We start from the raw sequence: 25,780 nt of genomic DNA on the forward strand, positions 1-25,780 counted from the left end.
CGCGCCAATAAACACAGCTCAGCTGAAGTGTTCGTCGAGGACCGCGCAGACGGCTTCGGCGAAATCGCCGACGGCGTCGTTGCCGAGGCACCGCGCATCCTCGGCCAGACCGGCCCACCGGTTGAGCAGCGCATCCGAGCGCGGCACCGACAGGCCGTGCTCGCGGGCGGCGGCGATGCGCGCGTGGTCGGCCGGCAGGAACCAGTAGGTACTCAGCCATACCCAGATCAGCCGGGCTTCGAGGATTTTGTCCGCGAGCAGTGCGTCGTCGGCGAGGGCCGGCCAGACGCCGACCACTTCGGCGCGCCACGCCTCCACCATCTGCAGGGCGCGTTCGCGGGAGAGTTCGATATCGCAGAGGCATCCGGGGAAGGAGACCAGAGCGTAGGCGATATCCAGGGTGGCGTCGCGGAACCCACCCCATTCGTAGTCGAGGATGCGGGCGCCTTCCTCGTTGAGGATCACATTGTCCGGGCACAGGTCCGACGGGCTGAACGCCCGGAACCGGCCGCCGGTGAACAGCCGCGCGCCGTGTGCGATCTGTTCGCTCACCTCGTCGGGAACGTCCATACCGAGTTCGCGGCGCAGCAGCGCCGGCATTTCCGCGACCGCGGCCTCGGCCTGCTGGGCGATTCCGTCGACCCGGTGCACGACATCGACGCGGCGCAGCAGCGCCACGAAATCGGGTTCGCGGCCCACGGTGGCGGCATGCATCCGGCCGAGCGCCTGCGCGAACGCCATCATGGCGTTGCGGGTGGCCGGTTCGGCACCGGACCGCAGCACATCGGTGAGTTTGGTGTTCTCGCCGAGATCGCTGAGGACGAGCAACCGGTCGGGCAGGCTGTGCGCGATCACGTAGGCGCCGGGGCGCTCGCCGCGACTCAGCGCGGTGGTGAACTGGTAGGACACCGCCTCCCGGAGGAAGGCCGAATCGACGCTGGCGACGCCCGGGGTGACGGTCACGTTCTTCGGGTCCGATACCGACCCGCGCACCTGCTTGATGATCAAGGTGCGGGGTAGCGAGAAAGCGTTTTCGGCGACCCGGACACGTAGGACGGTGGTCCGTCCACTGCCGCTGAGTTCGGTGGGGTCGCTCAGTTTCACCGGAGCACCCATTCGCTTTGTGAGCAACTGCTGTGCTGCGGATACGACTTCGGTGGCGCGTTCGGCCAGTAGTGCAGTCATCGCATCTCAAGTTACTCGCATCCGGTCACTTCTAGCGAGCGGTTGCACAACCTTTCCGTGTCGTTCGGCGTGTCCGCCGCGCTTCCCGCCGCGCGACCGGCCTGCTTGACACCGCTGTGCCGGTCGGGTTTTCTCGATCTGAACTGCTGTGCGCCACACCGGAAACCAGCTGCGTCGAAAGGTATGCCAGCGTGACCGACACACCGCGTTCCGCCCCGGCCGCTCCCGGCGATCCGGCAGGTGAGCAGCCTCCGGCCCCGGGCAGCCCGCGGCCCGCCCCCGCGCCCCAGGGCGGCAGCGCCGTGGTGAGCAGTGACACTCCGCTCCCCGGGGCCCCACCACCGGCGGGCAAACCGCCCGCGACCCAGCAGAGCACGGTGGAAGAGACACCGGGCGCGCCGCGCCACACCCCGCCGCCCGACCCCGCCGGGTCCGGCGCTCCGGCGCCGGGTATCGCAGGCACCACCCCGCACGGCACCACGGAGGTCGGCGGTGTCCCCGGACAGCCGGTGTACGGCCCGGCCGGCACCGGCCCGACCCCGGGCACCCGGACCTACGGTTACCAGGCCTACGGCAGCGGGATCCCGGGTCGGCTCGATATCGGCCACGCGCTCAGCTACGGCCTGGAGAAGTTCAAGTTCAACCCGGGCCCGTGGGTGGCGGTCACCTCGCTGGGACTGATCATCTACCTACTGGTCTGTCTGGTCGTCCGGGTGGTGGAGCCGCGCTCGGCGACAGGCCTGTTCGTCATCTTCGCCGCCGTCATGGCCGGGTTGTGGCTGCTCCAGGCCGCCATGGTGCGGGGAGCGCTGTACGAGACCGACGGGTACCGGCCGGGTTTCGGTTCGTACTTCTACCTGGGCGGCACGGCCAACGCGTTCCTGACCGCGCTACTCGCCTTCCTCGCGACCACGCTGGCCTCCGCGCTGTGCCTGCTTCCGGGGATCGCGGTGGGGATCGGCTGTATGTTCTCGCTGCATTTCGCGATCGAACAGGGGCAGAGTCCGGTGGAGGCCATCAAGTCCAGCTTCCTGCTGGTGCTGCGGGACCCGGTACGAGTGCTGCTCCTGGTGCTCACCGTGGTCGTAGTGACGGTCCTGGGCCTGCTGGCCTGCGGACTCGGCCTGCTGGCCGCGGGCCCGGTGGCGACGATCGCGGTCACCTACGCGTATCGCACGCTCACCGGGGGCCCGGTTTCGCCCGTGTAGCGGTGCTCAGGCACCGCCACCGGCCGGCGCCGCGGCCTGCTGCATCGCGCCGTTGCTCTCCGACCCCTTCCCCTTGGACTGGGGTGCGGCGTCCAGACCGGCTTCCTTGCGCTGCAGGGCGGTGATCGGCGCCGGCGCGTCGGTGAGCGGGTCGACCCCGCCACCGGTCTTCGGGAAGGCGATCACCTCGCGGATGGAGTCCAAGCCGGCCAGCAGTGCGACGATCCGGTCCCAGCCGAAGGCGATACCGCCGTGCGGTGGGGCGCCGAAGGCGAACGCATCCAGCAGGAAGCCGAACTTCTCCTGCGCTTCGGCTTCGCTGATCCCCATCACCTTGAACACGCGCTCCTGCACGTCCTTGCGATGGATACGGATACTGCCGCCGCCGATCTCGTTGCCGTTGCAGACGATGTCGTAGGCGTAGGCCAGCGCGGCGCCGGGATCGGTGTCGAAGGTGTCCAGTGATTCCGGCTTCGGCGAGGTGAATGCGTGGTGCACTGCCGTCCACGCCGAATATCCGAGCGCCACATCGCCGCTGGCGGTGGCGTCGGCGGCCGGTTCGAACAGGGGGGCGTCCACGATCCATACGAACGACCAGGCGTTCTCGTCGATCAGCCCCACCCGGTGCGCGATCTCCGAGCGTGCCGCGCCCAGCAGCGCCCGCTGCGCCTTGGCCGGCCCGGCGGCGAAGAACACACAGTCACCCGGCTCGGCGCCCACGTGCGCGGCCAGGCCGGCGCGTTCCTCCTCGGTGAGGTTCTTGGCCACCGGCCCGGTGAGGGTCCCGTCCTCGCCGACCAGTACATAGGCCAGGCCCTTGGCGCCGCGCTGTTTGGCCCAGTCCTGCCAGGCGTCGAGCTGACGCCGCGGCTGGCTCGCCCCGCCCGGCATGACGACCGCGCCGACGTAGGGCGCCTGGAACACCCGGAACGGGGTGTTCGCGAAGTATTCGGTGCACTCGGTGATCTCGACCCCGAAACGGAGGTCCGGTTTGTCGCTGCCGAACCGCCGCATCGCCTCGGCATAGGTCATATGCGGGATCGGCGTGGGAATCCGGTAACCGACGAGATCCCACAGCGCCACCAGGATGTCCTCTGCCAGCAGGATGACATCCTCCTGCCGCACGAAGCTCATCTCCAGGTCCAGCTGGGTGAACTCGGGCTGACGGTCGGCACGGAAGTCCTCGTCGCGGTAGCAGCGCGCGATCTGGAAGTAACGTTCGATACCGCCGACCATGAGCAACTGCTTGAACAGCTGCGGGCTCTGCGGCAGGGCGTAGAAGTTACCGGGCTGCAGCCGGGCGGGTACCAGGAAGTCGCGGGCGCCCTCGGGGGTCGACCGGGTGAGCGTCGGCGTTTCCACCTCGACGAACTCGTGCCGAGCCAGCACCGCGCGGGCTGCGGCGTTGACCTTGGACCGCAGCCGGATGGCATGGGCGGGACCCTCGCGCCGCAGGTCCAGGTAGCGGTACCGGAGCCGGGCCTCCTCACCGGGCTGTTCGTCGAGCTGGAACGGCAGCGGCGCGCTCTCGTTGAGCACTTCGAGTTCCTTGACATCGACCTCGACCGCGCCGGTCGGAAGTTCCGGGTTCTCGTTGCCCTGGGGCCGCTGCTCCACCACGCCGACGACCCGCACACAGTATTCCGCGCGCAACCGGTGCGCCTGCTCGGCCGCCGGGCCTTCCCGGAACACGGCCTGCGCCACTCCGGAGGCATCGCGCAGATCGATGAAGATCACGCCACCGTGGTCACGCCGCCGTGCCACCCAACCGGAGAGGGTAACGGTCTGACCGGCCTGTTCACTTCGCAATGAACCGGCCAAGTGGGTGCGCAGCACGGTATTCCTTTCGACGGTCGGAGCACACCGGGACGGCCTCCGGATGCGGTTGCCATCGTAGTGGGCCCCGGCGAGCGGACGTAAACGGATATATTGCGAGCACCCGAGCAGCTGCGGTGAACGCGTTCACAGACGGGATCAACCATGACCTTCGACGAGGGATCACAGATCGACCCCGGGCGCGCCTCGTCCGGTCCGGGCCGAGGCGGGAAAATCGCCCTCGGCGGCGGCGCCGGCGGTTTGATCGTCCTGGTATTGGCACTGCTGCTGGGTGGCGACCCGGGCTCGATGCTGGGCCAGTTCACCGGGGTCGAGGATGCGCAGCAGGGCACCGGAGAGACCGCTGGTACTCCCGAGCACTGCCGGACCGGCGCCGATGCCAACAAATACGTGGACTGCCGGGTGGTGCTCACCGCGCAGAGCCTGGATTCGGTCTGGTCGGAGCAACTGCCCGCGCAGACCGGTGTCGGCTACACCGAGCCGGGCATCCGCCTGTTCACCGGTGGCATTTCCACCGGCTGCGGCTACGCGAGCAGTGAAGTGGGCCCGTTCTACTGCCCCGGCGACCGGACCGCGTATTTCGATGTCGGTTTCTTCCAGGAACTGGTGGACCGGTTCGGTGCCAGTGGCGGGCCACTGGCCCAGGAGTACGTGGTGGCACACGAGGTCGGTCACCACATCCAGAACCTGCTGGGCGATATCGGCCGGGCGCAGCAGGATCCCCGAGGCCCGGAGTCCGGCGCGGTGCGCACCGAATTGCAGGCCGACTGCTACGGGGGCCTCTGGGCCCACTACGCGGACAAGACGCCGGCGCCTGGATCGGATACGCCGCTGCTGCTGCCGCTGACCGATACCGATATCGAAGATGCCCTGTCGGCCGCCTCCGCGGTCGGTGACGACCGGATCCAAGAAGCCGCGACAGGCCGGGTGAACCCAGAGGCCTGGACGCACGGCGCCGCCGATCAGCGCCGGAAATGGTTTCTCACCGGGTACCGCACCGGCGAGGTAGCCGCCTGCGACACCTATTCGGCCGGCGATTTGAGCAACCCGGCGGGCCTGCGCTGACCGCCGGGGCGGCCGGCTCAGAACTGGTTGTCGTAGCCCGCGTCCTCGTCGGCGTCCACCGCGCCGATGACCTCGGGCGCGGATTCTCCGAGCGGTCCGGTGAGATCGTCGTTGCCGGTGGGACTGCGGTAGGGATCCACCGTGCGCGAGTGTTCGTCGTCGTTGTTTCGCTGTCCGGCGGCGCCGCCCGGCGACCCCATGAACGAACTCGACGCCGGTGTGGTCGCGGCAGAGGGCATACCCGTCACCGGTACTCCCGGGCGAACCATACCCGTCAGCGGTGTCTGGCTCGCCCCGGGGACGCCGGGCAGCGACGGCGACCCGGGAGTACCCGGCGTAGCGCCGGGCGATCCGGTGGACAGGCCCGGGCCTCCCGTGGTGAGTCCGGGGCCGCCGGGCGTGGTGCTCGGGCTCCCGGAGTGCAGGCCGGCCAGGGTGGTGGCGGCCGGGTCGTCGCCGGAGCCCAGCGCCGATTCGAGCGCTGAGGTATCGGAGGCCATGCTCTGCGCCTGCTGCATGATCGGCTCGCCGACACTCTGGGCCACACTCTGCGCGGCCTCGGCGGCTTTCTGCCCGTCCACTCCGAGCAGGTTCTGCACCATCCCGCCCAGCTCCGTGGTCTTCCCGGCGAGATCACCGCGGGTGGCGTTGGCCACGATCACGGCCTGACCCAGATGCTCGGTCGCCGAGGCGATGAGGGCAGTTTGCGCGGGCGGCGTCATCACCACCGGGGCGAGTGCGACCGCCTGCCCCAGAAACGAGGTCGCGATAGTGCTGAGCTGGGCGTTGCCCTGCTGTACGACCGCGGCGGCGGCCTGGGTGAGGGCAGCGATATCGATACCGCGCTGACTGGTCTGGAGCCCGGAGTTGTTGGCCTCCTGCCCGGCGGTCTGCGCGGTCTGCGCGGCGTCGCTCTCCCAGACCTGCCCCATGGCGGTCAGGCTGCTCTTGCCCACCCCCATGGCGACCTCGATGATCTGGGAGGACTGGCTCAGTATCGCGGTCGGGTCCAAGGCTCCGATGACCCCGGTGCCGAAACTGCTCAGCAGGTCGCGGATCGGCTGGAACAGCACATCGATCCCGGGCAGGGCGGGCAGCGCGGCGCCACCGAGCAAGGCACCCACCGGATCGGCGGGCAGTGCCGGGGCGGCCGCCGCCGGTGTCGCCGCGGCCGCGGCGGGGGCGCCGGCACCGGAGGTGATACCGCCGGCAGCCGTGTTCAGCGCCTGCCCCAGCACGCCCTCGGCGGACTCGATCACCGGCGCCGCGGCCTCGTTGACGGCCCCGAGCAACTGGTTCGCCTGCGCCGAGGCATCTTCGGCCGCGCCGGAAAGGATGTTCTGCACATCTGCCGCATCCCCGCCCGGCCCGGCCGACCCCGGCAGACCCGTCGCGGGTATGCCGGTCGCCTGTGCTGCGTCGTCGGAAATCCGCCGGGAGAGTACGAATTCCGGCGCCTCCACCGGCTGTTCGCCCTCCGGCAGCTGGGCCAGCGGTACATCCTGGATGGCGGCGGCCGGGTCCGGTGCGGCCGGCGGCGCGGCGGTTTCCGGACCGTGCACGGGGACGGTCGGGGCCGCCTGCTGGAGTTCGGGGGCGATGAGGCCCGCGGAGGCGGTGGTGTCGAGCGGTTTCACAGACCACCTCCGGCCGCGCCGAGCATACCGGCCGTACCGTCGTCGGTGGCGTCGTAGTTCAACGCGGAGGTGAAGGCGGCCTCCGACAGTTTCTGGTACTTGGCCGACAGATCGTTGATATCGCGCGCCTGCAACACCTGGGCGGCGGCGAACATGGCCAGATAGTCGGCGCCGATCAAACCGAAAACCGGTGTCAGTGCTGCGACATTGGCCACGGCGTCGATATTGCCGGCCGCCGCGATCTCGGTCCCGATTCCGGAATTCGTGATTCCGAACGCTCGCAGCGCTTCGGTTGCTACCGAGAGATTACTCATCGAGCTCCCCCCTTGATTCTTCGTGATCATCATCGTGGCCACCGCGTGGAACGCCTCGTATGACGCAACGACGCGCACCCCTGCGGCACCAAATGGTTGCCGCCCGAATATAGCCCACTCGACCCGCCACACACGAGACGCGACTAAGCCGCAAAACTAGAACCTGTTGCAAATTAGAACAAGTTCTATATTCTCGTCTCCATGAAGGTCGCAGTGACCGGCGCAGCCGGCTACCTGGGTACGAATCTGCTCCCGCTGCTCGCCGAGCGGGGCGACGAGATCATCGCCATCGACCGGGTGGCACCCCGGCAGCCCGGCGCGGCGAACATCTCCTGGGTGAGCGCCGACGTCCTGGATCCCGAATCCATGCGCGCCGCACTCGACGGCGCCGAGATCGTCTATCACCTGGTCGCGGTGATCACCCTCGCCGACAAGCACGACCTGGCCTGGCGGGTGAACACCGAGGGCGTCCGGGTGGTCGCCGAGGCCGCGCACGCCGTCGGAGTACGGCGGTTCGTGCACGCCAGCTCGATCCACGCCTTCGACCAGTACAGCTGCGGCGGCGAGATCGACGAGACGACGCTGCGGTCCACCGACGCGAACCTGCCGGTGTACGACCGATCCAAATGGGCCGGCGAGATCGCACTGCGCGCGGTGGTCGACGCCGGCCTGGACGCGGTGATCTGCAATCCCACCGGAGTTTTCGGCCCGGCCGATCACGGCACCCCGCTGTCGCGTATCAACCGCTCGCTGCGCGATGCCGCGCGCGGCCGCATCCCGGCCATGATCGACGGCGGCTTCGATCTGGTGGACGTCCGCGATGTCGCGCGCGGTCTCGTCCTGGCCGGTGAGCACGGCCGGACCGGGGAGAACTATCTGATCGGCGGCGAGATGATCTCCATGCTGGACCTGTGCCGCGCCGCCGCGCGACACGGCGGGAAGAAGGGACCGCGCTTCTCCATCTCCCCGAAACTCGTCTCGGGACTCATCCCCGTGATGGAGCCGATCGGTAAGCGGCTCGGCACCGATATCGTCTCCAAGGCCGCGCTCGGCGCGCTGGTCTCGGCGCCACTGGTCGACCACGGCAAGGCCACCCGGGAGCTCGGCTACCGACCGCGCCCCATCGACGATACGGTGCGCGACCTGGTCGCGTTCTTCGCCGACCCGCACGCCCCGCTGCCCGATTTCACCCCGACTGCTTGACAGCGCATAGAACGCGTGTTCGACTGGTCCGGTGCGGTGGCAGAACCAAACCCTGGACGCCGACGACGGTGCGCTGCCCGGCCTGGACCGGGCCGGATTCGCCCGCACCGTACAGACTCCCGAATTCGACGGGATCACCTTCCACGAGGTGCTCTGTAAGAGTGCGCTGAACAAGGTTCCCGACGAATCGAATCTGCCGTTCCGGTGGACGGTCAATCCGATGCGCGGCTGTTCGCACGCCTGCCGCTACTGTTTCGCGCGTGGTTCGCACGAATACCTGGGACTCGACGCCGGAACCGATTTCGACACCCAGATCGTCGTGAAGACCAATATCGCCGCCGTGCTGCGGCGCGAGCTCACCCGTCGGTCCTGGCACCGGGAGAAAGTGGCGCTCGGCACCAACACCGACCCCTACCAGCGCGCGGAGGGCCGGTACCGTCTGATGCCCGGAATCATCGGCGCCCTCACCGATTCCGGGACGCCGTTCTCCATCCTCACCAAAGGCACGCTGCTGCACCGGGATCTGCCGCTGCTCACGCTGGCCGCGCGCGAGGTGCCGGTGCACCTCGGCATCTCGCTGGCGCTGCTGGAACCCGACCTGCACCGCGGCCTGGAACCGGGCACCCCGTCACCGCGCGCCCGGCTGGATCTGGTGCGCGCCTGCAGCGACGCAGGCTTCGCGGTGAACGTCATGGTGGCGCCGGTGATCCCGTATCTCACCGACGGCCGGTCCCAGCTCGACGAACTGTTCGGCGAACTCGCCGCCGCCGGTGCGGCCTCGGCGGTCGCGCTGCCCCTGCACCTACGCGGCAGTACCCGGGACTGGTTCCTGGGCTGGCTGGCCGAGCACCATCCGGCACTGCTGCGCCGCTACCGCCAGCTGTACCGGCGCGGTGCGGTGGTCGCCCCCGAATACGCCGGTTGGTTGCGCGAACGTATCGATCCGCTCCTGGAGCGGCACGGCCTGCTTCCCGGGCGCGAAGCAGAACCCCGCACCCCACCCGCCGCCGAGCCCCGCACCGCCCCCCAGCTCGAGCTCTTCGCCTGACCGGGCCGGGGCGTCCGGTGGTCCATGCCCTCCGGCCGGCCGCGTACGGCGGAGTTCCAGGTCATGGGCTCGGCACGCCGGGCGCACTACCCTGGTAGGTACCAGACAGGCAAGACGCAGGAGCACCTCGTTCCGCTTCCGCCGCCGACCCGGCCGCGTGCTTTTCCGGCGCGGCGACCATGCACCGGGGTAGGTTGGCGACCGGCAGCTCATTTCGACGAGGAAGTGAAGCACGCGTATGGTTTCGCACCACGACAATATCGGCCACCCAGCGACCGCTCCCGCCGAAAATGAAATCGGCACAGCGGTATTGGACCGCGTCGTCATTCGCTTCGCCGGCGACTCCGGCGACGGTATGCAGCTCACCGGCGACCGGTTCACCCACGAGGCGGCGGCCTTCGGCAACGATCTGGCCACCCAGCCCAACTTCCCGGCCGAGATTCGGGCACCGCAGGGGACGCTGCCGGGTGTGTCATCGTTCCAGATCCAGATCGCCGACCACGATATCCTCACCGCCGGTGATCAGCCGGATGTGCTGGTCGCGATGAACCCGGCGGCGCTGAAGGCCAATCTCGGCGAGTTACCGCGCGGCGGCACCGTCATCGTCAACACCGACGAGTTCACCAAACGCAACCTCACCAAGGTCGGATACGCGGCCGATCCGCTCACCGACGACAGCCTCGGCGAGTTCGTGGTCCACCAGGTGCCGATGACCTCGCTCACGCTGGCCGCCACCGAATCGACCGGGGTCGGCAAAAAGGACGGCCAGCGGGCCAAGAACATGTTCGCGCTGGGCCTGCTGTCCTGGATGTACGGGCGGCCCATCGGCGGCACCGAGCGGTTCCTGCGGGAGAAGTTCGCGGCGAAACCGGATATCGCCGAGGCCAATGTTCTCGCCTTCCGGGCCGGTTGGAACTACGGCGAGACGACCGAGGCCTTCGCCACCACCTACAGCGTCGCCCCCGCGGTCCTGCCCGCGGGTACCTACCGGCAGATCACCGGTAACACGGCACTGGCATACGGGCTGATCACGGCCGGTTCGCTGGCGGGCCTGCCCGTGTTCCTGGGGACATATCCGATCACCCCGGCCTCCGATATCCTGCACGAGCTGAGCAAACACAAGAACTTCGGCGTCACCACATTCCAGGCCGAGGACGAGATCGCCGGGATCGGCGCGGCGCTGGGCGCGTCACTCGGCGGGGCGCTGGGGGTCACCAGCACCTCGGGCCCCGGGCTGGCCCTCAAGAGCGAAACCATCGGTCTGGCCGTGATGACCGAGCTCCCGCTCGTGATCATCGATGTGCAACGCGGCGGCCCGTCCACCGGGTTGCCCACCAAGACCGAGCAGGCCGATCTGCTGCAGGCCCTCTACGGTCGCAACGGCGAATCCCCGGTGGCCGTGCTGGCGCCGCGTTCGCCCGCCGATTGTTTCGCCACCGCGGTGGAAGCCGCGCGGATCGCCCTCACCTACCGGACTCCGGTGCTGCTGCTGTCCGACGGTTCGATCGCCAACGGATCCGAACCGTGGGCCATCCCGTCGGTGGCCGAACTCGAACCCATCGACCCGGGCTTCGAGACCGAGGCGGAGGGCGAGTTCCTGCCCTACGCCCGTGATCGGGAAACCCTGGCGCGTCCGCTGGCGGTCCCGGGCACCGCGGGCCGGGCCCACCGGATCGGCGGGCTGGAGAAAGCCGACGGCAGCGGCGATATCTCTTATGATCCGGCCAATCACGATCTGATGGTGCGGTTGCGCCAGGCCAAGATCGACGGGATCACGGTGCCGGCGGCCGAGGTCGACGATCCCGACGGTGGCGCAGAGATCCTGCTGGTCGGCTGGGGCAGCTCCTACGGACCGATCGGTGAGGCGTGCCGGCGGGTACGACGCCGAGGCACCGGAGTGGCCCAGCTGCATCTGCGGCATCTCAATCCGCTGCCGCCCGATCTGGGCGAGGTGCTGCGCCGGTACCCCACGGTGGTCGCCCCCGAGATGAACGGCGGCCAGCTGGCCATGCTGCTGCGCGCGAAGTACCTGGTGGATGTCCAACCGTGGACCAAGGTCGCCGGTACGGCGTTCTCCGCCCAGGAACTGGTGGGTGTCATCGACGCGGCACTGGACGGCACCCTGGCCGAACTCGAGCACGACAAGGCCCGCGCCGCGCGCGCCCGGGCCACCTATCGCACGAACGGGGGCGCGTCATGACCATCATCGAGACATCGCTGACCGGGACCGAACTGGGACTCACCCCGGTCTCCGGACTGTCCGGGGTGCCGACCGCGGACAGTCCGCAGAAGGCCAAGGACTACACCTCCGACCAGGAGGTGCGCTGGTGCCCCGGCTGCGGCGACTACGTCATCCTCGCCACCGTGCGCGGTTTCCTCGCCGACCTCGGCCTGCGCCGGGAGAATCTGATGTTCGTCTCCGGGATCGGCTGCTCGAGCCGCTTCCCCTACTACCTCGACGCCTACGGTATCCATTCCATCCACGGCCGCGCGCCGGCCATCGCCACCGGTATGGCCGTGACCCGACCGGATCTGTCGGTCTGGGTGGTCACCGGCGACGGCGACGCGCTGTCCATCGGCGGCAACCATCTGATCCACGCGCTGCGCCGCAACGTCAATATGACGATCCTGCTGTTCAACAATCGGATCTACGGCCTGACCAAGGGCCAGTACTCCCCCACCTCGGAACCGGGCAAGGTGACGAAATCGACCCCGATGGGTTCGGTGGACCATCCGTTCAACACCCTGTCGGTGGCCCTGGGCGCCGAAGCGACCTTCGCCGCCCGTGCCCTGGACTCCGACCGCACCGGCCTGAACGAGGTGCTGCGCGCCGCCGCCGAACACCGCGGCACCTCCTTCGTGGAGATCCTGCAGGACTGCCCCATCTTCAACGACGGATCATTCGATGTACTGCGCCGCGGGGACAGCGAATCCCGGCTCATCCGCCTGCGCCACGGTGAGCCGCTGCGGTTCGGCGCCGAGGGTGAATTCGCCGTGGTGCGCAGAGGGTTCGGTCTCGCCGTGGTGCCGTCGGGCAATGTCCCCGACGACGAGATCGTGGTGCACGACGCGCACACCGACGACCCCGAATACGCCTACGCGCTGTCCCGGCTCTCCGATCAGGACCTCGACCATGTGGTCACGGGCGTGTTCCGGGCGGTGGACCGGCCGGCCTACGACGACGGGGTCCGGGCCCAGACCGCCGCGGCCCGGGAACGGTTCCCCGTGACCGCGGATTCGCTGCAGAATCTGCTCACCGGCTCCGAAACGTGGACGGTGGGCTGAGCGTCTCGCCGACGCCACCGGGTCAGTACAGGGTCGCGATCTCCTGATCGGTGAGCACGATCGGAGCGACATAGTCCTTGGCCCGGGTCAGCGTCACCGCGCGGTACAGCGGCCGCTGCGGAAGTGGTGCGTCGCGGGCCTCGGCGCGCAGCTGATGAACGAGCAGATCGGCGATCGAGAGCGCGGCGGGGAGATCACTGCGCACCAGGGCGTCCGCCAGCCGCCGCAGCCCCAGCAGATGCAGCTCGCGGCCGCTCCCCGCGTCGGTGTACATGGCCAGCGGGACGACCTGCCGGTCGGGACCGGCGGTCAGTCGTAGCACCAGGCGGCTGAGCCGGCCCGGATACACCAGCAACTCGACACCGGTGACGGCCGCGATATCGAGCGATCGGGTGCCGAGCAGGGTGCGCGCGCTGATCGAGGTCCCCCGGAGCCACAGTCGGCGCCGCGGCACCGCCAGGGCGTAGCCCACGGCCGGTACGGCCACCACCAGCGCCGCCACCAGCCCGACCAGCGGGCCGAACAGGAGTCCGGCGATCACGCCGACCGCGAGAGCGAGCGCGAGGGCGATAGACGCCAGTCGTCGCAGCACCGGCGTGTAGACCTCCGGGGCGACCAGATCCAGCCCGATTCGCTGGGCGTCGTCGGGCAGGGGTGCATCGGTCACGGGAGGCGCTTTTCGATCGGAGGACGGGGTCGCACCGGACAGTACTACGACCCGTCGGACAGCGCGGATCACCCGGCCTGGCAGTCCGGCGACCCGGCAGACCGGCAATGCGGCCGATCCGGCCGCATTCGGGCAGCGAACAGGTCACCGGCTGCGTGGCCGGGCCGGAGCAATCCGCACGGTGGCCGGGCCACAGCGGCCGATGCGGCTACCGCGCGGCCAGCGTGGCGACGATCTCGCCGAGCGGGATCTGCCGCTGGTCACCGGTCTGCATATCCTTGCACCCGATGGTTCCTTCGGCCAGATCGCGATCGCCCAGGATCAGCGTGTACCGCGCACCCGACCGGTCCGCGGCTTTCATGGCGCCCTTCACTCCGCGGTCGCCATAGGCCAGATCGACCCGGACCCCCGCGGCGCGCAACTCACCGGCCAGAACCACCATGCGTTGCTTGGCGGCGTCACCGAGCGGGACACCGAACACTTCACAGCGGGCCGGGTCACCCGCCGCGACGCCTTCGGCGGCCAGCGCCAGGACCGTGCGGTCGACACCGAGACCGAATCCGATCCCGGACAGCTCCTGCCCGCCCAGCTCGGCCATGAGTCCGTCGTAGCGGCCGCCGCCGCCGATCCCCGACTGGGCACCCAATCCGTCGTGCACGAACTCGAAGGTCGTCTTCGTGTAGTAGTCCAGCCCGCGGACCATGCGCGGGTTCAGGACATACGGCACGCCGAGCGCGTCGAGGTGCGCGAGGACCTGGTCGAAGTGGGTCTTCGCGGACTCGGACAGGTGATCGATCATCAGCGGCGCCGTCGCGGTCATCTCCCGCACCTCGGGCCGCTTGTCGTCGAGCACACGCAGCGGGTTGATCTCGGCCCGGCGCCGGGTCTCGGCGTCCAGGTCCAGTCCGAAGAGGAACTCCTGCAGCCGCTCGCGGTACTGCGGGCGGCAGGTCTGGTCACCGAGCGAGGTGATCTCCAACCGGAACCCGGTCAGGCCCAGGCTGCGGAATCCGGTATCGGCGATCGCGATGACCTCGGCGTCCAGGGCGGGATCGTCGACGCCGATGGCCTCCACGCCGACCTGCTGCAGCTGCCGGTAGCGGCCCTTCTGCGGCCGCTCGTAGCGGAAGAAGGGGCCGGCGTAGCTCAGCTTGACCGGTAGCTGGCCGCGGTCGAGGCCGTGCTCGATCACCGCGCGCATCACCCCGGCGGTGCCCTCGGGACGAAGGGTGACACTGCGCTCACTGCGGTCGGAGAAGGTGAACATCTCCTTGCTCACCACATCGGTGGACTCGCCGACGCCCCGGGCGAACAGTTCGGTGTCCTCGAAGACCGGCAGCTCGATATGCCCGTACCCGGCGAGTCGGGCGGCCCGGAGCAGACCGTCGCGTACCGCGACGAACTCGGCCGAACCGGGCGGAACGTAATCCGGCACCCCCTTCGGGGCGGAGAAGCTGCTGGTCTTGGTCACGGTGAACCAGTTTCCCCCACCCGCCCCGGTCGAGTCCAACCGGTTCCGTCACACCCGGGCCCCGAGACGGCCGGTCCGGTGGATATCCGGGAGCCGGACGCCGGAGATGGCAGACTCTAGTGCCGGAAGCAACAGACCAGCCGCGACCGGCCGGGCCTGCCGGCCCGGCCGCCGCACGGGAGGAACGTGGTAGTGCCCAGCAACGAACAACGCCGAGCGGCGGCGAAACGCAAGCTGGAACGACAGCTCGCCAACCGGGCCGAACGCGCGCGCAAGCGTAGACAACTGACCATCGCCGGATCGGCGCTCGGAGTCGTCGTGGTGATCGCCGCGGTGACCGGGGTGTACTTTCTGACCCGCGGCGGCGAGAGCGCCGATACGGCCTCCAATGCCTCGCAGACACCGGACGCCTCACTGTCCAGTACACCGGGCGCGGCCCCGCCCCCGCCCGCGGCCGCCAAACCGGCCAGCGTGAACTGCACCTACCGGGACAGCGCGGAGCCCGCGTCCAAGCCGGTGCAGAAGCCCCGTGCGGAAGGTATCCAGACCGGCGACGGCAACTCCTCGCTGAGCATCAGCGTGGACAGCAATCAGGGACCGATGGGGCTGACGCTGAACAACGCCGAGTCACCGTGCACGGTCAACAGCTTCGCCAGTCTGGCCGGCCAGGGCTATTTCGACGGCACCAATTGCCACCGGCTCACCCAGGGCGAGGGCCTGAAGGTGCTGCAGTGCGGTGATCCGACCGGCACCGGCACCGGTGGCCCGGGGTACGAATTCGACAACGAGTACCCCACCGATCAGTTCGCGCCCAACGATCCGGCACTGCAGCAGCCGATCAGTTACGGACGCGGCGTGCTGGCCATGGCCAATGCCGGGCCGGGCACCAACGGCAGCCAGTTCTTCATCGTGTACGGCGATTCCATGCTCCCGCCGAACTACACGATCTTCGGCACCGTGGACGAGGGCGGCCTGGCGACCCTGGACAAGATCGCGGGTCAGGGCCAGGACGAGTCCAACGGTCCCGGCGACGGTAAACCCACGCAGCCGGTCACGCTGAACTCGGTCCGGATCGACTGATCCCGGCGGCCGCGCCGTCCGGCGCGTTCGGCTCACCTCGGTTTCCGGCGATATATGCTGGTCGGCGCAACGTTGCGCAGACTGAGCCCCTACATCTCGGGTAATCTCGAAAAAGGGAGTGCGCGTGAGCAAGTCGTGCTCCCGGCCGCAGTTCCGGGCCGGGGCGCCGCTCGCGAGTTCTCCCGGTGTTCGCGTCGCGCCGGGCGAGCCTTCGCCGGGCGGTTCCGCGGGCGCGCCGGCGGATCGGCGATCCGTCGGCGCGGTCCGTTACGCCGGGGCACCACAACATCCAATAGTGCACACCGCAGTATCGGGGAGCAGCCATGTCCGAGGAACTGGACGACATCGGCCGGGAAACCGCGGCCATGATGAAGACGATGTTGCAGATCGCGACATTGGTCGCACTCAAGGCCCGGGAGCGCGGTCAGCGTGAAGCCGAAATGCGGGTCAAGATGACCGAAGCCCGGGTGAAGGAGGCGCGGGAGCTGCAGATCCGTGAGGCGCGCGATGCCAAGGCCAAGGACCCGCGTAACCTCGCCCTGGCCCAGACCATTTCGCGGTCGGTCGCGGAGATCGGGCCACCGGGCACCTCGGTACCGCACCGGGAAGCGCCCGGTTATCGCGGCGTCCAGCTCGAGAAGGACCGCTTCTCGATGAGTTCGTTCGCCGAGAAATCCGATCAGACGAGCGGCGCGGCGGACGCGGTGCGCTACGACTCGGTGGAGCGACGGGCGGCTCTGGCCGCGCATCTGGCCAAGATCGGTGTCGCACCGGAACTGGCCGCGGCCCGGATGCTGGTCGAGGTCGGCCAGGCCACCCCACCCAGCGAGGCGGTGCGCAACCGGCCCGATCGGGCGCCGTCGGTACAGCGCGCCCGGGAGCAGGAACTCGCCCGGGGTCTCGAACGCAGCCGTTAGGCCTCGATTCCGGCCGGAACAATACGAGAACGCCCGTCCGGCAGGACGGGCGTTCTCCGTATTCGGTGCCACCGACGCGGGGTCAGCGTTTGACTTCGCTACCGGCCGGACGGACAGGAGCCTCGGCTTCTTCGGTGCTGTCGAACGGATCGCTGAACATTCCGTCGGGCGGAGCCGTCAGCGGCAGTGGCACCAGCATGTCCTTGTGCCCGTTGCGCACGCTGCAATATTTGAAGGGGCCCTTCGGGTCGAGGAGGACGGCCATGTGCTGGTCGGCATGATCGAGGAACCAGACACTCATACCGGTGGCGCCGTCCTGCCGCAGATGCTCCCAGGCCCGCCACATCGCGTCCAGGCGCGCGATGGCCTCCGTATGCTTCCACCACTCCGGGCACCACACGGTATCGCTGAGATCGCTGACCTGCCGGCGATAGACGACGCTGAGGTAGTTCTCGACGAACTCCACCACGTTCTTGTAGGTCGGTATCTGCCGCTCTCGGGAAGTCTCGGTCACAGCGGTCGAACCTCCTGCCTCTCTCCCGGCCCGTTCTCCGGGCCCGGTGGTGTTCCGCCCGGACCGTTATCCGGCGTCGTCTGCGCTCCCGCCGGCTTCTTGTCCAGGATCGTCGGCGCGCCCGCCGGGCCGGGATCCGGATCGGCGGGCTTGTCCTTGATCAGCGCGGGGGAACCGATGAGATCGGTGACCAGAGTCTTGCGCTGCGGGTCGTGCTGTTCGATGGATTTCTTCACCGCGTCCGCGTAGTCGCCCTCCCACCAGGGCACCGTGCGGACCAGTACCGGTGGGGCGCCGGACGAGAACACGATCGCCCGTCCCCGCGGCAACGTCGCCAGCGCCTGCACAGTGAAGGTCTTGGAAGAACCCAGTGACCGCGAATAGCTCTTACCGCCCTTGGATTCGGAGACCGAGGCGGAGATGGCGGAGTGCTCGCCGATGGCCTCGGACCGTTCTCGCAGGAAGTTGGTGTCGTCGACGCCGCTGCCGAGCACCTTGATATTGGCCGCCGACCACAGTGCGTTCATCCCGTCGTCCCCCCAGCACCGGGCGCCCTGCGCCCACGACTGCAGCACCGTCATGACCACGATGCCGCGGGAGCCGAAGTGGCTGTACTGCTTGGGCAGATCCTTCCACCGGACCACGTTCGCGGCCTCGTCCAGCACCGCCAGCAACGGAATCGGCAAGCGTCCGTAGGCCGAACGCGACGCTTTGCGCATGGCCACATCGATCACGGCCTCGGTGAGCGCGCTCACCAGCGGGGCCGCCGACCCGCGGCCTTCCAGCGACAGGCTGTAGAGGGTGCCGTTCTTCTCGATGAACTCCAGTTCGTCGAACTGGGCCCGGGCCGGCTCGTGCTTCTGCGGGTCGTGCGGGGTGATCCACTTGTGCACATTGCGCAGCTTCAGGCAGCGCACCATCTTCTTGGCGGTGCCGAAGATACCGCTGCGGGTCCGCGGGTCGGCGTTGTACTGGGCCGCCAGACCGGAGGCGGAGAAATCGTGGCCCGCGTCGCGCAGGAACTTGATCGGTTCGATGTTCTGCGGATCGGTGACCCATTCCCAGATCTGGGTGATCGGCTTCTTCGCGATCGCCGCGGCCAAAAAGAGCCCGGCCAGCAGATCCTCGGCCTCCGGATCGAAAAAGGCGTCGTTGCGGGAATCGGAACCGCTGTCGCTGTCGGCGAAATGGCCGGCCAGGCGAGCGGCCCGCATCTCGCATCCGTCGCTGTTCGCGTCCACCCAGGCCAGTGGATTCCAGTACCAGGTGGGCTCTTCGGCGGCCACACCCTGTGGGTCGAAAACGAAGGTGCGGCTGCCCTTGGCCTCGCGGACATCGCGGGTCGCGTCCACCACATCGCGTTTGTTGGAGGTGGCCAGGACCGGTCCGATGGCGGTCAGGATCGCCGGGATGACCCGTGAGGTCGATTTGCCCTGCCGCGGCCCCCAGATGTCCAGGTGCAGATCCTCATAGGAGCCGTACAGCATCGTGCCGTCGGCGACGGCGACGCCGATCGGCACCCCGGGTGCGTCGTTGTAGCCGAGCTTGACGCCCATGTTCTGGGCCTTCTCCCGGACGCCGGCCTCGGTCAAGGCGGCGATGGCGCCACCGTTGCCCATCACATCGGCCTTGTCGTCCACGGCGAGACGGCCCACCAGCCGTCTGGCCGTGGCCCGCCGCCGATACAGCACGAAAAGGGCCAGCGCGAGCAGTACGAACAACAGGATCACCGTCGTACCGGTGGGCCAGTGCAGCTCGCCCTTGACCATCCCGGCCACGATATCGATCGGGTTGATCGGCATGTCCTGCTTCTGCAGCGAGAGCATATTGCCCAGGTGCAGGGCCACCCATACGGTTCCCAGGACGGCGCCGCCGACGTAGATCGCGATGAGGGTCAGATCGGGCCCGACCACGGCCGGGTCCTTCACCGGTTTCTTCTTGGCCATTACTGCCTCCTGAATGATGCCTGCCGGATCACCGGTAGCCGTCCAGACGCCAGCCCTGCGGCGTACGAACAACGGTCGCGATGACGGTGGACGGCGCCAGGGCTTCCTCCCGGCCGTCCGGGTAGACGACGGTCTGCTCGATTCCGATCTTGAATTGCTGCACGCCCGGATCCGGTCCGGCCGGCGGACGATCGCCGGAGGCGAAGGTGAACGCCTCCACCCGTGCTCCGGCCGCCGCCCAGTCACCCCACTGCAGTGACACCGCCGGAGCGCCGGCGGTGCCCGTCGACGCGTCCAGTACTCGGACCAGACTGGGACCCAGCCATTTCCGCGCTCGTTCCAGCGAAGCGCCCGGAACCTCGGTGGCGGGCTCCCACTGATAGATCTCGCGCAGCGCCGCCACCGCGACCCCGTCCGGGGTCACCGGATCCGGGGCGGGCACGGCCTCGAGCCGCCGGGTGGTCGAGGTGGCCACGGTGCCACCCGATCCCACATCCTCGCCACTGCCGCCGCATCCGCTCAGTACCGTGATGCCCAGCATCAGCACCACCACCAGTCCCGCACCAGCACTCGTCCTCTCGTTCCAGGCTAACCGCCCGGACCTCGTAAACGGCGGCGATCCGCGCGTGTTCACAGCACCCTCCTCGCCCGGGCGTCGCCGGGTACGGCAGTTTCGGCCACCCCACCGGGAGAGTCCGCGGTCAGCGCGGGCGCCGCCTGGATCATCTGCCCGTTCCCGCTGTAGATCCCGACCCGCGCGGGTCCGCGCGGCCCGAATTCGCTGAACACCAGATCCCCCGGCTGCACCTCGGCGAGCGGCACCTCGGCGCCGGCCTCCCACTGCTGCTCGGCGGTACGCGGCAGCGAGACCGCACCGGCCGAGGCGGCGAATACCGCCGCAGAGGTCAGGCCCGGGCCGTCGAGCCCACCACCGCTGGGCCCCTGGGGGCCACCGCCACCCCATACGTACGGGGTGCCCAGCCATTCGTGCGCGGCCTGAACGACCTGATCCCCCGCTGCTCCCTCACTGTCGGGGGCGAAACGCCCCGTGGCCCCCGGGTCGCGGTATTCCGCTTCCATGGCCAGGATGTTCGAGACGTAGGGCTGGGTCTCGGAGTAGTGCGCGGCCACCTGATTCGGCATACCGCCCGATGCCAGCACCGCGCCCTCACCGGCGTTGTAGGCGGCCAGGGTCAGCGCCACCACATCGCCGTGGACCCGCCCCTCGCCGATCCAGCCGGTGATCTTGTGCGCGATCGCGCACATGTACCGGCCCTGTCCGACAATGGCGTCACCATCGTCCCAGACGCTGGCCACCCCGTTACCGTCGGCATCGATCACATACGGCTGGCCGTCGTCGGGATTGATACTCGCGGCGGTGCCGGGCAGGAACTGCGCGAGCCCCTGCGCGCCCGCGGGCGAGGTGAGCCCGCGCCGGAAACCGGACTCCTGCCGCCCCTGCGCGGCCAGCAGGGACGGGGTGACCTCGGGGCACAGCGAACCCGCGCGGCGGTACCAGATCTCCAGTTCCGGTGGCACTTTTCCGTTGGCCAGTGCCCCACCCGGTGTACCGAAGCCGCGCACACACGCCGGATCGGTCGAATACGCGCGGGCGCCACCCAGATCCGGGGTGGGCGCACCGTCGAGCCAGGGCATCGGGTCGATCTGCCGGCCGCCGGTGAACCGGCCGCCCGGCACGATCTCGAAATGCAGATGCGGACCGCTGGATTCGCCGGCCGATCCGACTGCGCCGATATGCTGACCGGCCTGCACGACCTGGCCGACCCGCACCAGTACGCCGCTGTCCCACATATGCCCGTACACCGCGGAATACGCGCGTCCGTTGCCCGCATCCACCGAATCCACCACGATCCAGTTGCCGAAACCGGAGGCCGGGCCCGCGGCCACCACGATTCCGTCGGCCACCGAGAAGATCGGAGTGCCGTCCGGCGCGGCCAGGTCGATACCCTTGTGCCCGCCGCCACGCGAACCGAAGACATCCGACACCGAATAGGTGCCGGCGGCCATCGGCCAGCTGCGACCCAGCGGACCGGCCCCGGCGGCCAGCGAGGGCGTCGCGATCGCGGTGGGGTTGGCGGTGGACCCGTCCGGCATTCCCGGCTCGCCGGCCGCACGCGGGTCACCCGGCGGGTATCCGCCCAGCGGCGGCAACGTCGCCTGGCTCGGGTCCAGCACCGACCCGCCCTCGCACGGGTCGTCCACGGCCGGCATGACGATGACGAGGATGACCGTCATCAGGCCGAGTACCAGACCGAGGCAGGTCCACAGCACCGATTTCGCGTTCACCGCACTCCCGCGGGGTTCACGTCTCGCGCCGGGTTTCGTTGAGAGTGTCGGCCAGGGCGCGGTTCACCTCCGCGGCCGCCGCCAGTTGCTGCTGCAGCGCGGCGACCTTGCGGCGCAGGGCGGCCGCGTCCATCCGCTCCAGGCTCGGCCCCTCCGCCGCACGCACCCAATTGCGTACCGAATTGGTATGCACTCCGATCTGTTCGGCGACCAGCCGGCATGCCTCCGATTCGCTGCGCAGTTTGCCGGTGAGCGCCACGACCTGTTCCACCGCGGCGGCCCGGACCTCCGGCGAGACCCGGCGATAGGACCGATGCGGCATCATGAATGGCTCCCGCCTACCGGATATGAACTGTCCGGCGCCGCGGCCTGTTCGGCGGCATAGCGCCCCGGGTAGGAGGTGAATTCCTCGAAACGCTGGTTGGTGTCGTGAATTCCGCTGAGCTTCTCGGCCGCCGTGAACTCCATATGGAAGGGGATTCCCGGCCGCCGGTCCTCACCGATCTTCAGCAGGAACTTGCCGGTTCCCGGCGGGGACGGTCTGACCTGACCGGGCCGCAGGGCCTCACCGGTCAGCGCCTGCGGGGCCGACCAGCTGGTCACCATCTCCTCTTCGGCCGCGGTGAACGGCACGGTGCTGTCCAGACGTTTGATCTCCTCGGCGGGCAGGGCGCCGAAGATCTTGGCGCGGGCCCGCTCCAGGAAACCGAGGGCCTTGGCGATGGCCGCTTCCGAACCCAGCGACTGCAGGTCCTTGATGGTGTGGCTGATCATGATCAGCGCGGTGGCGATACCGCGCTGCAGACGGGTGAGTTCGTCGACCCGGTCGACCATGAAATCCCCCAGGCCCAGCACCTGCCACAGCTCGTCCATCACGACCTGGAAGTACCGCTGCGGAGCCATACCCGCGTCGGTGAGCGTATGCGCCGCCTCGACGGCGGCGAATCCGTCGGCCCAGCAGGCCAGCATGACGGCGGCCTTGAGCTTTTTGTCCCCGTTGGGGATATGGGAGACATCGATGCACACCGCGACCGAATCGGTATCGATCGGCACCGAGGTCTGCCCGTTGAACACCGCGCCGAACGGACCCTGGGTGAGGGCACGCAGTGACCGCCGCAGCCCACGGATCGCCTCGTGATACTCGGTCGGGCTGTCGGCACCGGCATCGAGCATCATCTCCTCGCCGCCGGCGACGATGACCTCGAGCAGATTCTCCATGATCGGCGGCTGATCCGGGGTGAATCCGCTACCCGGCCGGTACAGGATCCGCAGTGCCGTGGAGATCAGTGTCTCCTCGTAATCGCGCACCCGCGCCCCGCGTACCAGTTCCACCAGGCCGGCGATCAGCGTCACCTGCCGGGCCCGCAGATCCTGCAGCACCTGCAGCTGCAACTCGGGATGCGCCTCGAGCCGCGGCACGATATCGCCGAGCACACCACCGGCCAGCGGGTTGAGTTTGCCGTGGCCGTAACCGAGATCGATCACCTGACCGCCGACCAGTTCCACCAGCCGCCGATAGTCGGGTTTCACATCGGCCAGCACCAGCGGGGTGATGTTCTGCGCGACCCCGCCGAGCACGATCCGCCGCACCAGCGACGATTTACCGAAGCCGTTCAGACCCAGTACGAACAGGCTCGGCGCGGTGATGAAACTACCGCGCATGAACCAGTTCATCGGATCGAAGCACACCGGCGCGCCGGTGTGCAGATGGGAACCGAGCGGGGTACCGATCAGCGGTGCGCCGGCGCCGACCGACCACGGCCACAGTCCCGCGACCTGCGCGGTGGTGGCCCGGTACTCGACCGGGCGGCCCACCACGTTCATCCGGCCACCGCCGGCCCCGGCGAACCCGCGGTCGGTCAGCTGGGCGGTCTGGCGGTCGAATCCGTCCTGGTATTCCTGTTCGGCGCGCGCGGCGTAGTTGCGGCGGCGGATATCGTCGGTGCGGATCCGGAAGGTGGCCCAGGCGGCCCGGATACCCGCGCCTTCCCTGCTGACCTCCTCGAGCCGCGAGCGGGTGGCCGCGTCGAGCAGCGGCGGACCCTGCTGCCGGCGCTTCTCGGCCCGCGCCTTCGCCCGGCGGGCCGCCTTGTCGAATTCCGGTGTGCCCATCGCACGGTCGGCGGCCGTATCGACCCGATTGCGGCGAGCCCGCTCCCGGCCGCCCGCCTCACCGTCGCGTCCGGTACGGGTCCGGCGATCGGCCCGCGAGCGTTCGGGATCGCGCCGCTCGGTGGCACCGGATCCCCGCTGCCCGTCCCGGTCGGCCCGGATACGCCGTTCGTCGTCCCGGCCGGAGCGCGACCGTTCGCCGGTGGCGACCCGGGTTCTGTTGCGCTCCCGTACGGGTGGCTCGTGCTCGCGTGCCATCAGTCGTTCACCCCGCCAATGCTTTGGGAATGGTCGCGTGCTCGGGCAGGATCACCCCGCAACCGAGCGATGCCGCGAAGGCCGCCGCCTGGTAGCGGTAGCAGCGGCGGATCTTGAGCCGGGCCTGCGTGGACAGATCGCGCGTGATGGCCTCGATCCGCGGCAGATCACCGCGGTTGGGCTCGGTGATGGTGACCAGGGCACCGAACCGCGTGACACCGTGACCGCGCGCCTGCTCCTCCCGGGCCTGCTGGGTCGCGCCGACCCGCAGGGTCGCCGACGCCGACACCACACCGCGTTCGCTCTGCTGAGCGACGAGGGCGTTCTTGAAATCGTCGTCGACGATCTCGGCCGCGTCGGCCGCCGAATGCGGCCGGTACACGATGGCGATCCGCTTGCGCGGCACCTCCGGATTCGGCGCCAGCAGCCGCTGCAGCACCCGCTCGTCCACCGCGCCCTCCGGGGCGGTGTCCATTTCCCAGGTCACCGACCGGCCGCCGTCGTGGATGAGGTGATCCCACTTCTCGTCGTGCGAGACCGGCCCGGCGTCGGCCCAGTCCAGGCCGTGGCCCTCGGGCTCGCCCGCGGCCACCTCGAGGTCGGCCTGCGAGGCCGGATCGTAGCTGCGCCGAATGAACGAGATCACCTCGTCGGCCGACATGGGCTGGGCCCGGACGCCTGCTTCGGCGAGCGCGGCGCAGATACCCGGTAGCCGGCGGCCGATCTCGACCGCTTCCTCCGCCGGATTCTTGCGACGTTCGGCGGTGGTGGCCTTGAAGGTGATGGCGACCCGGGGCAGCAGTTGTACCCGCTCCTGCGGCAATTCGGTGGCCAGCTCGTACATCACCTGCTGCGCCAGATCCGGCGCCTCCGGCCGCGTAATGGTGGAAACCTCGGTGAGCAGCCGGTTCCCGGTTTCCGGGACGGTGTCGATCACCGGCACCACGGCGACGATATCGCTGGTCTGGCCGACCGAGGCGAGGAAGGTGCCCCAGGCCGATACCCAGCGATCGATCACCGGCTGGTCCACCGCCTCGTGCCCCTGCGGCCACGCCCGCAGCACCACCGTGTACTGCGCGAACTGCGGCAGGTGGATCATCCCGAAGCTGTAACCGCCGGCATCGATGCCCTCGTAGAGCTTGGAGGGCGCGAGCAATCCCGGCAGCCGGGTGAAACCACCCGGCACCCGGGAGAACCGGCCGCCGCGGTACACGTGCTCACCGCGGCTACGCGAACGCATCCAGTGGAACATCATCAATCCCGTCTCGTAGCCCGAACGCCCACCGCGTCGCATGACCAGGGGCGCCATGATCACCACACCGACCCCGCCCACGATGGCACCCCACTGGAAACCGCCGATCATGGCGGTGAGCAGCGCGGTGATCACCACCACGAAGCCGAGCACGGTCTCTTCCCACCGCAGCCCGAAAAGTCCGGCGCTGCGGGGTTTCTGCCACAGACCGTAGGAACGGCGTTCGTAGATTTCGGTGCTGGTCATCGGGGGATGGTGCTCCTACCGAGGTCGGGGGAACGGTTGGTCCAGCGGTCGCCCGCGACATCACCCATGGCCTGGTCCGCGCGGGTCATCCCGGCGGTCGCGGCACGGGTTGCGCCCATCCTGTTGGCCACTCGGGACGCACCGGACGGTACACCGCCCGCGGACCCACTCGATCGAGGTCCCTGTCCACCGGCCGGCGCGCCGCCGCCTCCGCCACCTCGCGGCGGGG

Annotated in this window: 21 protein-coding genes; 8 read left to right on the forward strand and 13 right to left on the reverse strand. The window is 69.2% G+C overall.

Features of this window, described 5'->3' with window-relative positions; genetic code table 11:
• Window positions 1-18: 18 nt before the first annotated feature.
• Window positions 19-1,185, reverse strand: a complete 1,167-nt coding sequence (locus tag NS4_RS29385; RefSeq protein WP_063062738.1) for a hypothetical protein — start codon at window positions 1,183-1,185, stop codon at window positions 19-21.
• Window positions 1,186-1,376: 191 nt separating this feature from the next.
• On the opposite strand from NS4_RS29385, the gene NS4_RS29390 reads away from it, so the two are divergent.
• Window positions 1,377-2,393 (forward strand): hypothetical protein, encoded by a 1,017-nt coding sequence (locus tag NS4_RS29390; RefSeq protein ID WP_084487834.1) that lies wholly within the window; start codon window positions 1,377-1,379, stop codon window positions 2,391-2,393.
• 6 nt (window positions 2,394-2,399) lie between these two features.
• Here NS4_RS29390 and aspS read toward each other — a convergent pair whose 3' ends face one another.
• The gene (gene aspS / locus NS4_RS29395; protein WP_063062739.1) at window positions 2,400-4,229 is read right to left on the reverse strand and encodes an aspartate--tRNA ligase; all 1,830 of its coding nucleotides are present in this window, start codon (window positions 4,227-4,229) and stop codon (window positions 2,400-2,402) included.
• Between the two features lie 144 nt (window positions 4,230-4,373).
• Between aspS and ypfJ the strand changes: the two genes are divergently transcribed.
• On the forward strand, window positions 4,374-5,294 hold the full coding sequence (gene ypfJ / locus NS4_RS29400; RefSeq protein ID WP_063062740.1) for a KPN_02809 family neutral zinc metallopeptidase: 921 nt from the start codon (window positions 4,374-4,376) through the stop codon (window positions 5,292-5,294).
• Between the two features lie 17 nt (window positions 5,295-5,311).
• Here the strand turns inward: ypfJ and NS4_RS29405 are convergent, their stop codons facing one another.
• A complete protein-coding gene (locus NS4_RS29405; RefSeq protein ID WP_063062741.1) occupies window positions 5,312-6,931 on the reverse strand; it encodes a hypothetical protein in 1,620 nt (539 codons plus the stop codon).
• The gene (locus tag NS4_RS29410) at window positions 6,928-7,245 is read right to left on the reverse strand and encodes a type VII secretion target (protein ID WP_063062754.1); all 318 of its coding nucleotides are present in this window, start codon (window positions 7,243-7,245) and stop codon (window positions 6,928-6,930) included. Before NS4_RS29410 ends, NS4_RS29405 begins: the two co-directional genes overlap by 4 nt.
• Window positions 7,246-7,446: 201 nt before the next feature.
• Between NS4_RS29410 and NS4_RS29415 the strand changes: the two genes are divergently transcribed.
• From NS4_RS29415 to NS4_RS29430, 4 genes are all read left to right on the forward strand, one after another.
• A complete protein-coding gene (locus NS4_RS29415; RefSeq protein ID WP_063062742.1) occupies window positions 7,447-8,448 on the forward strand; it encodes an NAD-dependent epimerase/dehydratase family protein in 1,002 nt (333 codons plus the stop codon).
• A 31-nt stretch (window positions 8,449-8,479) separates the two neighbouring features.
• Window positions 8,480-9,496: an Rv2578c family radical SAM protein gene (locus NS4_RS29420; RefSeq protein WP_063062743.1), complete on the forward strand. Its 1,017-nt coding sequence runs from the start codon at window positions 8,480-8,482 to the stop codon at window positions 9,494-9,496.
• A gap of 238 nt (window positions 9,497-9,734) precedes the next feature.
• On the forward strand, window positions 9,735-11,696 hold the full coding sequence (locus NS4_RS29425; protein WP_245665835.1) for a 2-oxoacid:acceptor oxidoreductase subunit alpha: 1,962 nt from the start codon (window positions 9,735-9,737) through the stop codon (window positions 11,694-11,696).
• Window positions 11,693-12,781 carry a 2-oxoacid:ferredoxin oxidoreductase subunit beta gene (locus NS4_RS29430; RefSeq protein ID WP_063062744.1) on the forward strand — a complete coding sequence of 363 codons (1,089 nt, stop codon included), beginning with the start codon at window positions 11,693-11,695 and terminating at the stop codon, window positions 12,779-12,781. The genes NS4_RS29425 and NS4_RS29430 overlap by 4 nt, the downstream gene beginning before the upstream one ends.
• A gap of 22 nt (window positions 12,782-12,803) precedes the next feature.
• On the opposite strand, the gene NS4_RS29435 is transcribed toward NS4_RS29430, so the two are convergent.
• Window positions 12,804-13,448, reverse strand: a complete 645-nt coding sequence (locus NS4_RS29435; protein ID WP_063062745.1) for a hypothetical protein — start codon at window positions 13,446-13,448, stop codon at window positions 12,804-12,806.
• Between the two features lie 208 nt (window positions 13,449-13,656).
• Complete coding sequence (hisS, locus tag NS4_RS29440; RefSeq protein WP_063062756.1) at window positions 13,657-14,919, reverse strand: histidine--tRNA ligase; 1,263 nt, start codon at window positions 14,917-14,919, stop codon at window positions 13,657-13,659.
• 192 nt (window positions 14,920-15,111) lie between these two features.
• On the opposite strand from hisS, the gene NS4_RS29445 reads away from it, so the two are divergent.
• Window positions 15,112-15,999, forward strand: coding sequence for a peptidylprolyl isomerase (locus tag NS4_RS29445; protein WP_063062746.1), 888 nt, complete (start codon window positions 15,112-15,114; stop codon window positions 15,997-15,999).
• Between the two features lie 323 nt (window positions 16,000-16,322).
• On the forward strand, window positions 16,323-16,916 hold the full coding sequence (locus NS4_RS29450) for a hypothetical protein (protein WP_063062747.1): 594 nt from the start codon (window positions 16,323-16,325) through the stop codon (window positions 16,914-16,916).
• 82 nt (window positions 16,917-16,998) lie between these two features.
• Here NS4_RS29450 and NS4_RS29455 read toward each other — a convergent pair whose 3' ends face one another.
• From NS4_RS29455 to NS4_RS29485, 7 genes are all read right to left on the reverse strand, one after another.
• The gene (locus tag NS4_RS29455) at window positions 16,999-17,430 is read right to left on the reverse strand and encodes a DUF4913 domain-containing protein (protein WP_084487835.1); all 432 of its coding nucleotides are present in this window, start codon (window positions 17,428-17,430) and stop codon (window positions 16,999-17,001) included.
• A complete protein-coding gene (locus NS4_RS29460) occupies window positions 17,427-19,376 on the reverse strand; it encodes a type IV secretory system conjugative DNA transfer family protein (RefSeq protein ID WP_084487836.1) in 1,950 nt (649 codons plus the stop codon). The genes NS4_RS29455 and NS4_RS29460 overlap by 4 nt, the downstream gene beginning before the upstream one ends.
• Before the next feature lie 28 nt (window positions 19,377-19,404).
• Window positions 19,405-19,917: a hypothetical protein gene (locus NS4_RS29465; protein ID WP_169811828.1), complete on the reverse strand. Its 513-nt coding sequence runs from the start codon at window positions 19,915-19,917 to the stop codon at window positions 19,405-19,407.
• A gap of 89 nt (window positions 19,918-20,006) precedes the next feature.
• Window positions 20,007-21,683: a peptidoglycan DD-metalloendopeptidase family protein gene (locus NS4_RS29470; protein ID WP_063062749.1), complete on the reverse strand. Its 1,677-nt coding sequence runs from the start codon at window positions 21,681-21,683 to the stop codon at window positions 20,007-20,009.
• A gap of 16 nt (window positions 21,684-21,699) precedes the next feature.
• Window positions 21,700-22,008: a transposase gene (locus NS4_RS29475; protein WP_063062750.1), complete on the reverse strand. Its 309-nt coding sequence runs from the start codon at window positions 22,006-22,008 to the stop codon at window positions 21,700-21,702.
• Window positions 22,005-24,053: a putative type IV secretion/conjugal transfer ATPase gene (locus tag NS4_RS29480; protein ID WP_063062751.1), complete on the reverse strand. Its 2,049-nt coding sequence runs from the start codon at window positions 24,051-24,053 to the stop codon at window positions 22,005-22,007. Before NS4_RS29480 ends, NS4_RS29475 begins: the two co-directional genes overlap by 4 nt.
• Window positions 24,054-24,060: 7 nt before the next feature.
• On the reverse strand, window positions 24,061-25,551 hold the full coding sequence (locus NS4_RS29485) for an SCO6880 family protein (protein WP_063062752.1): 1,491 nt from the start codon (window positions 25,549-25,551) through the stop codon (window positions 24,061-24,063).
• Between the last annotated feature and the right edge of the window lie 229 nt (window positions 25,552-25,780).

Source organism: Nocardia sienata NBRC 100364 (assembly GCF_001613205.1).
Lineage (GTDB): Bacteria > Actinomycetota > Actinomycetes > Mycobacteriales > Mycobacteriaceae > Nocardia > Nocardia sienata.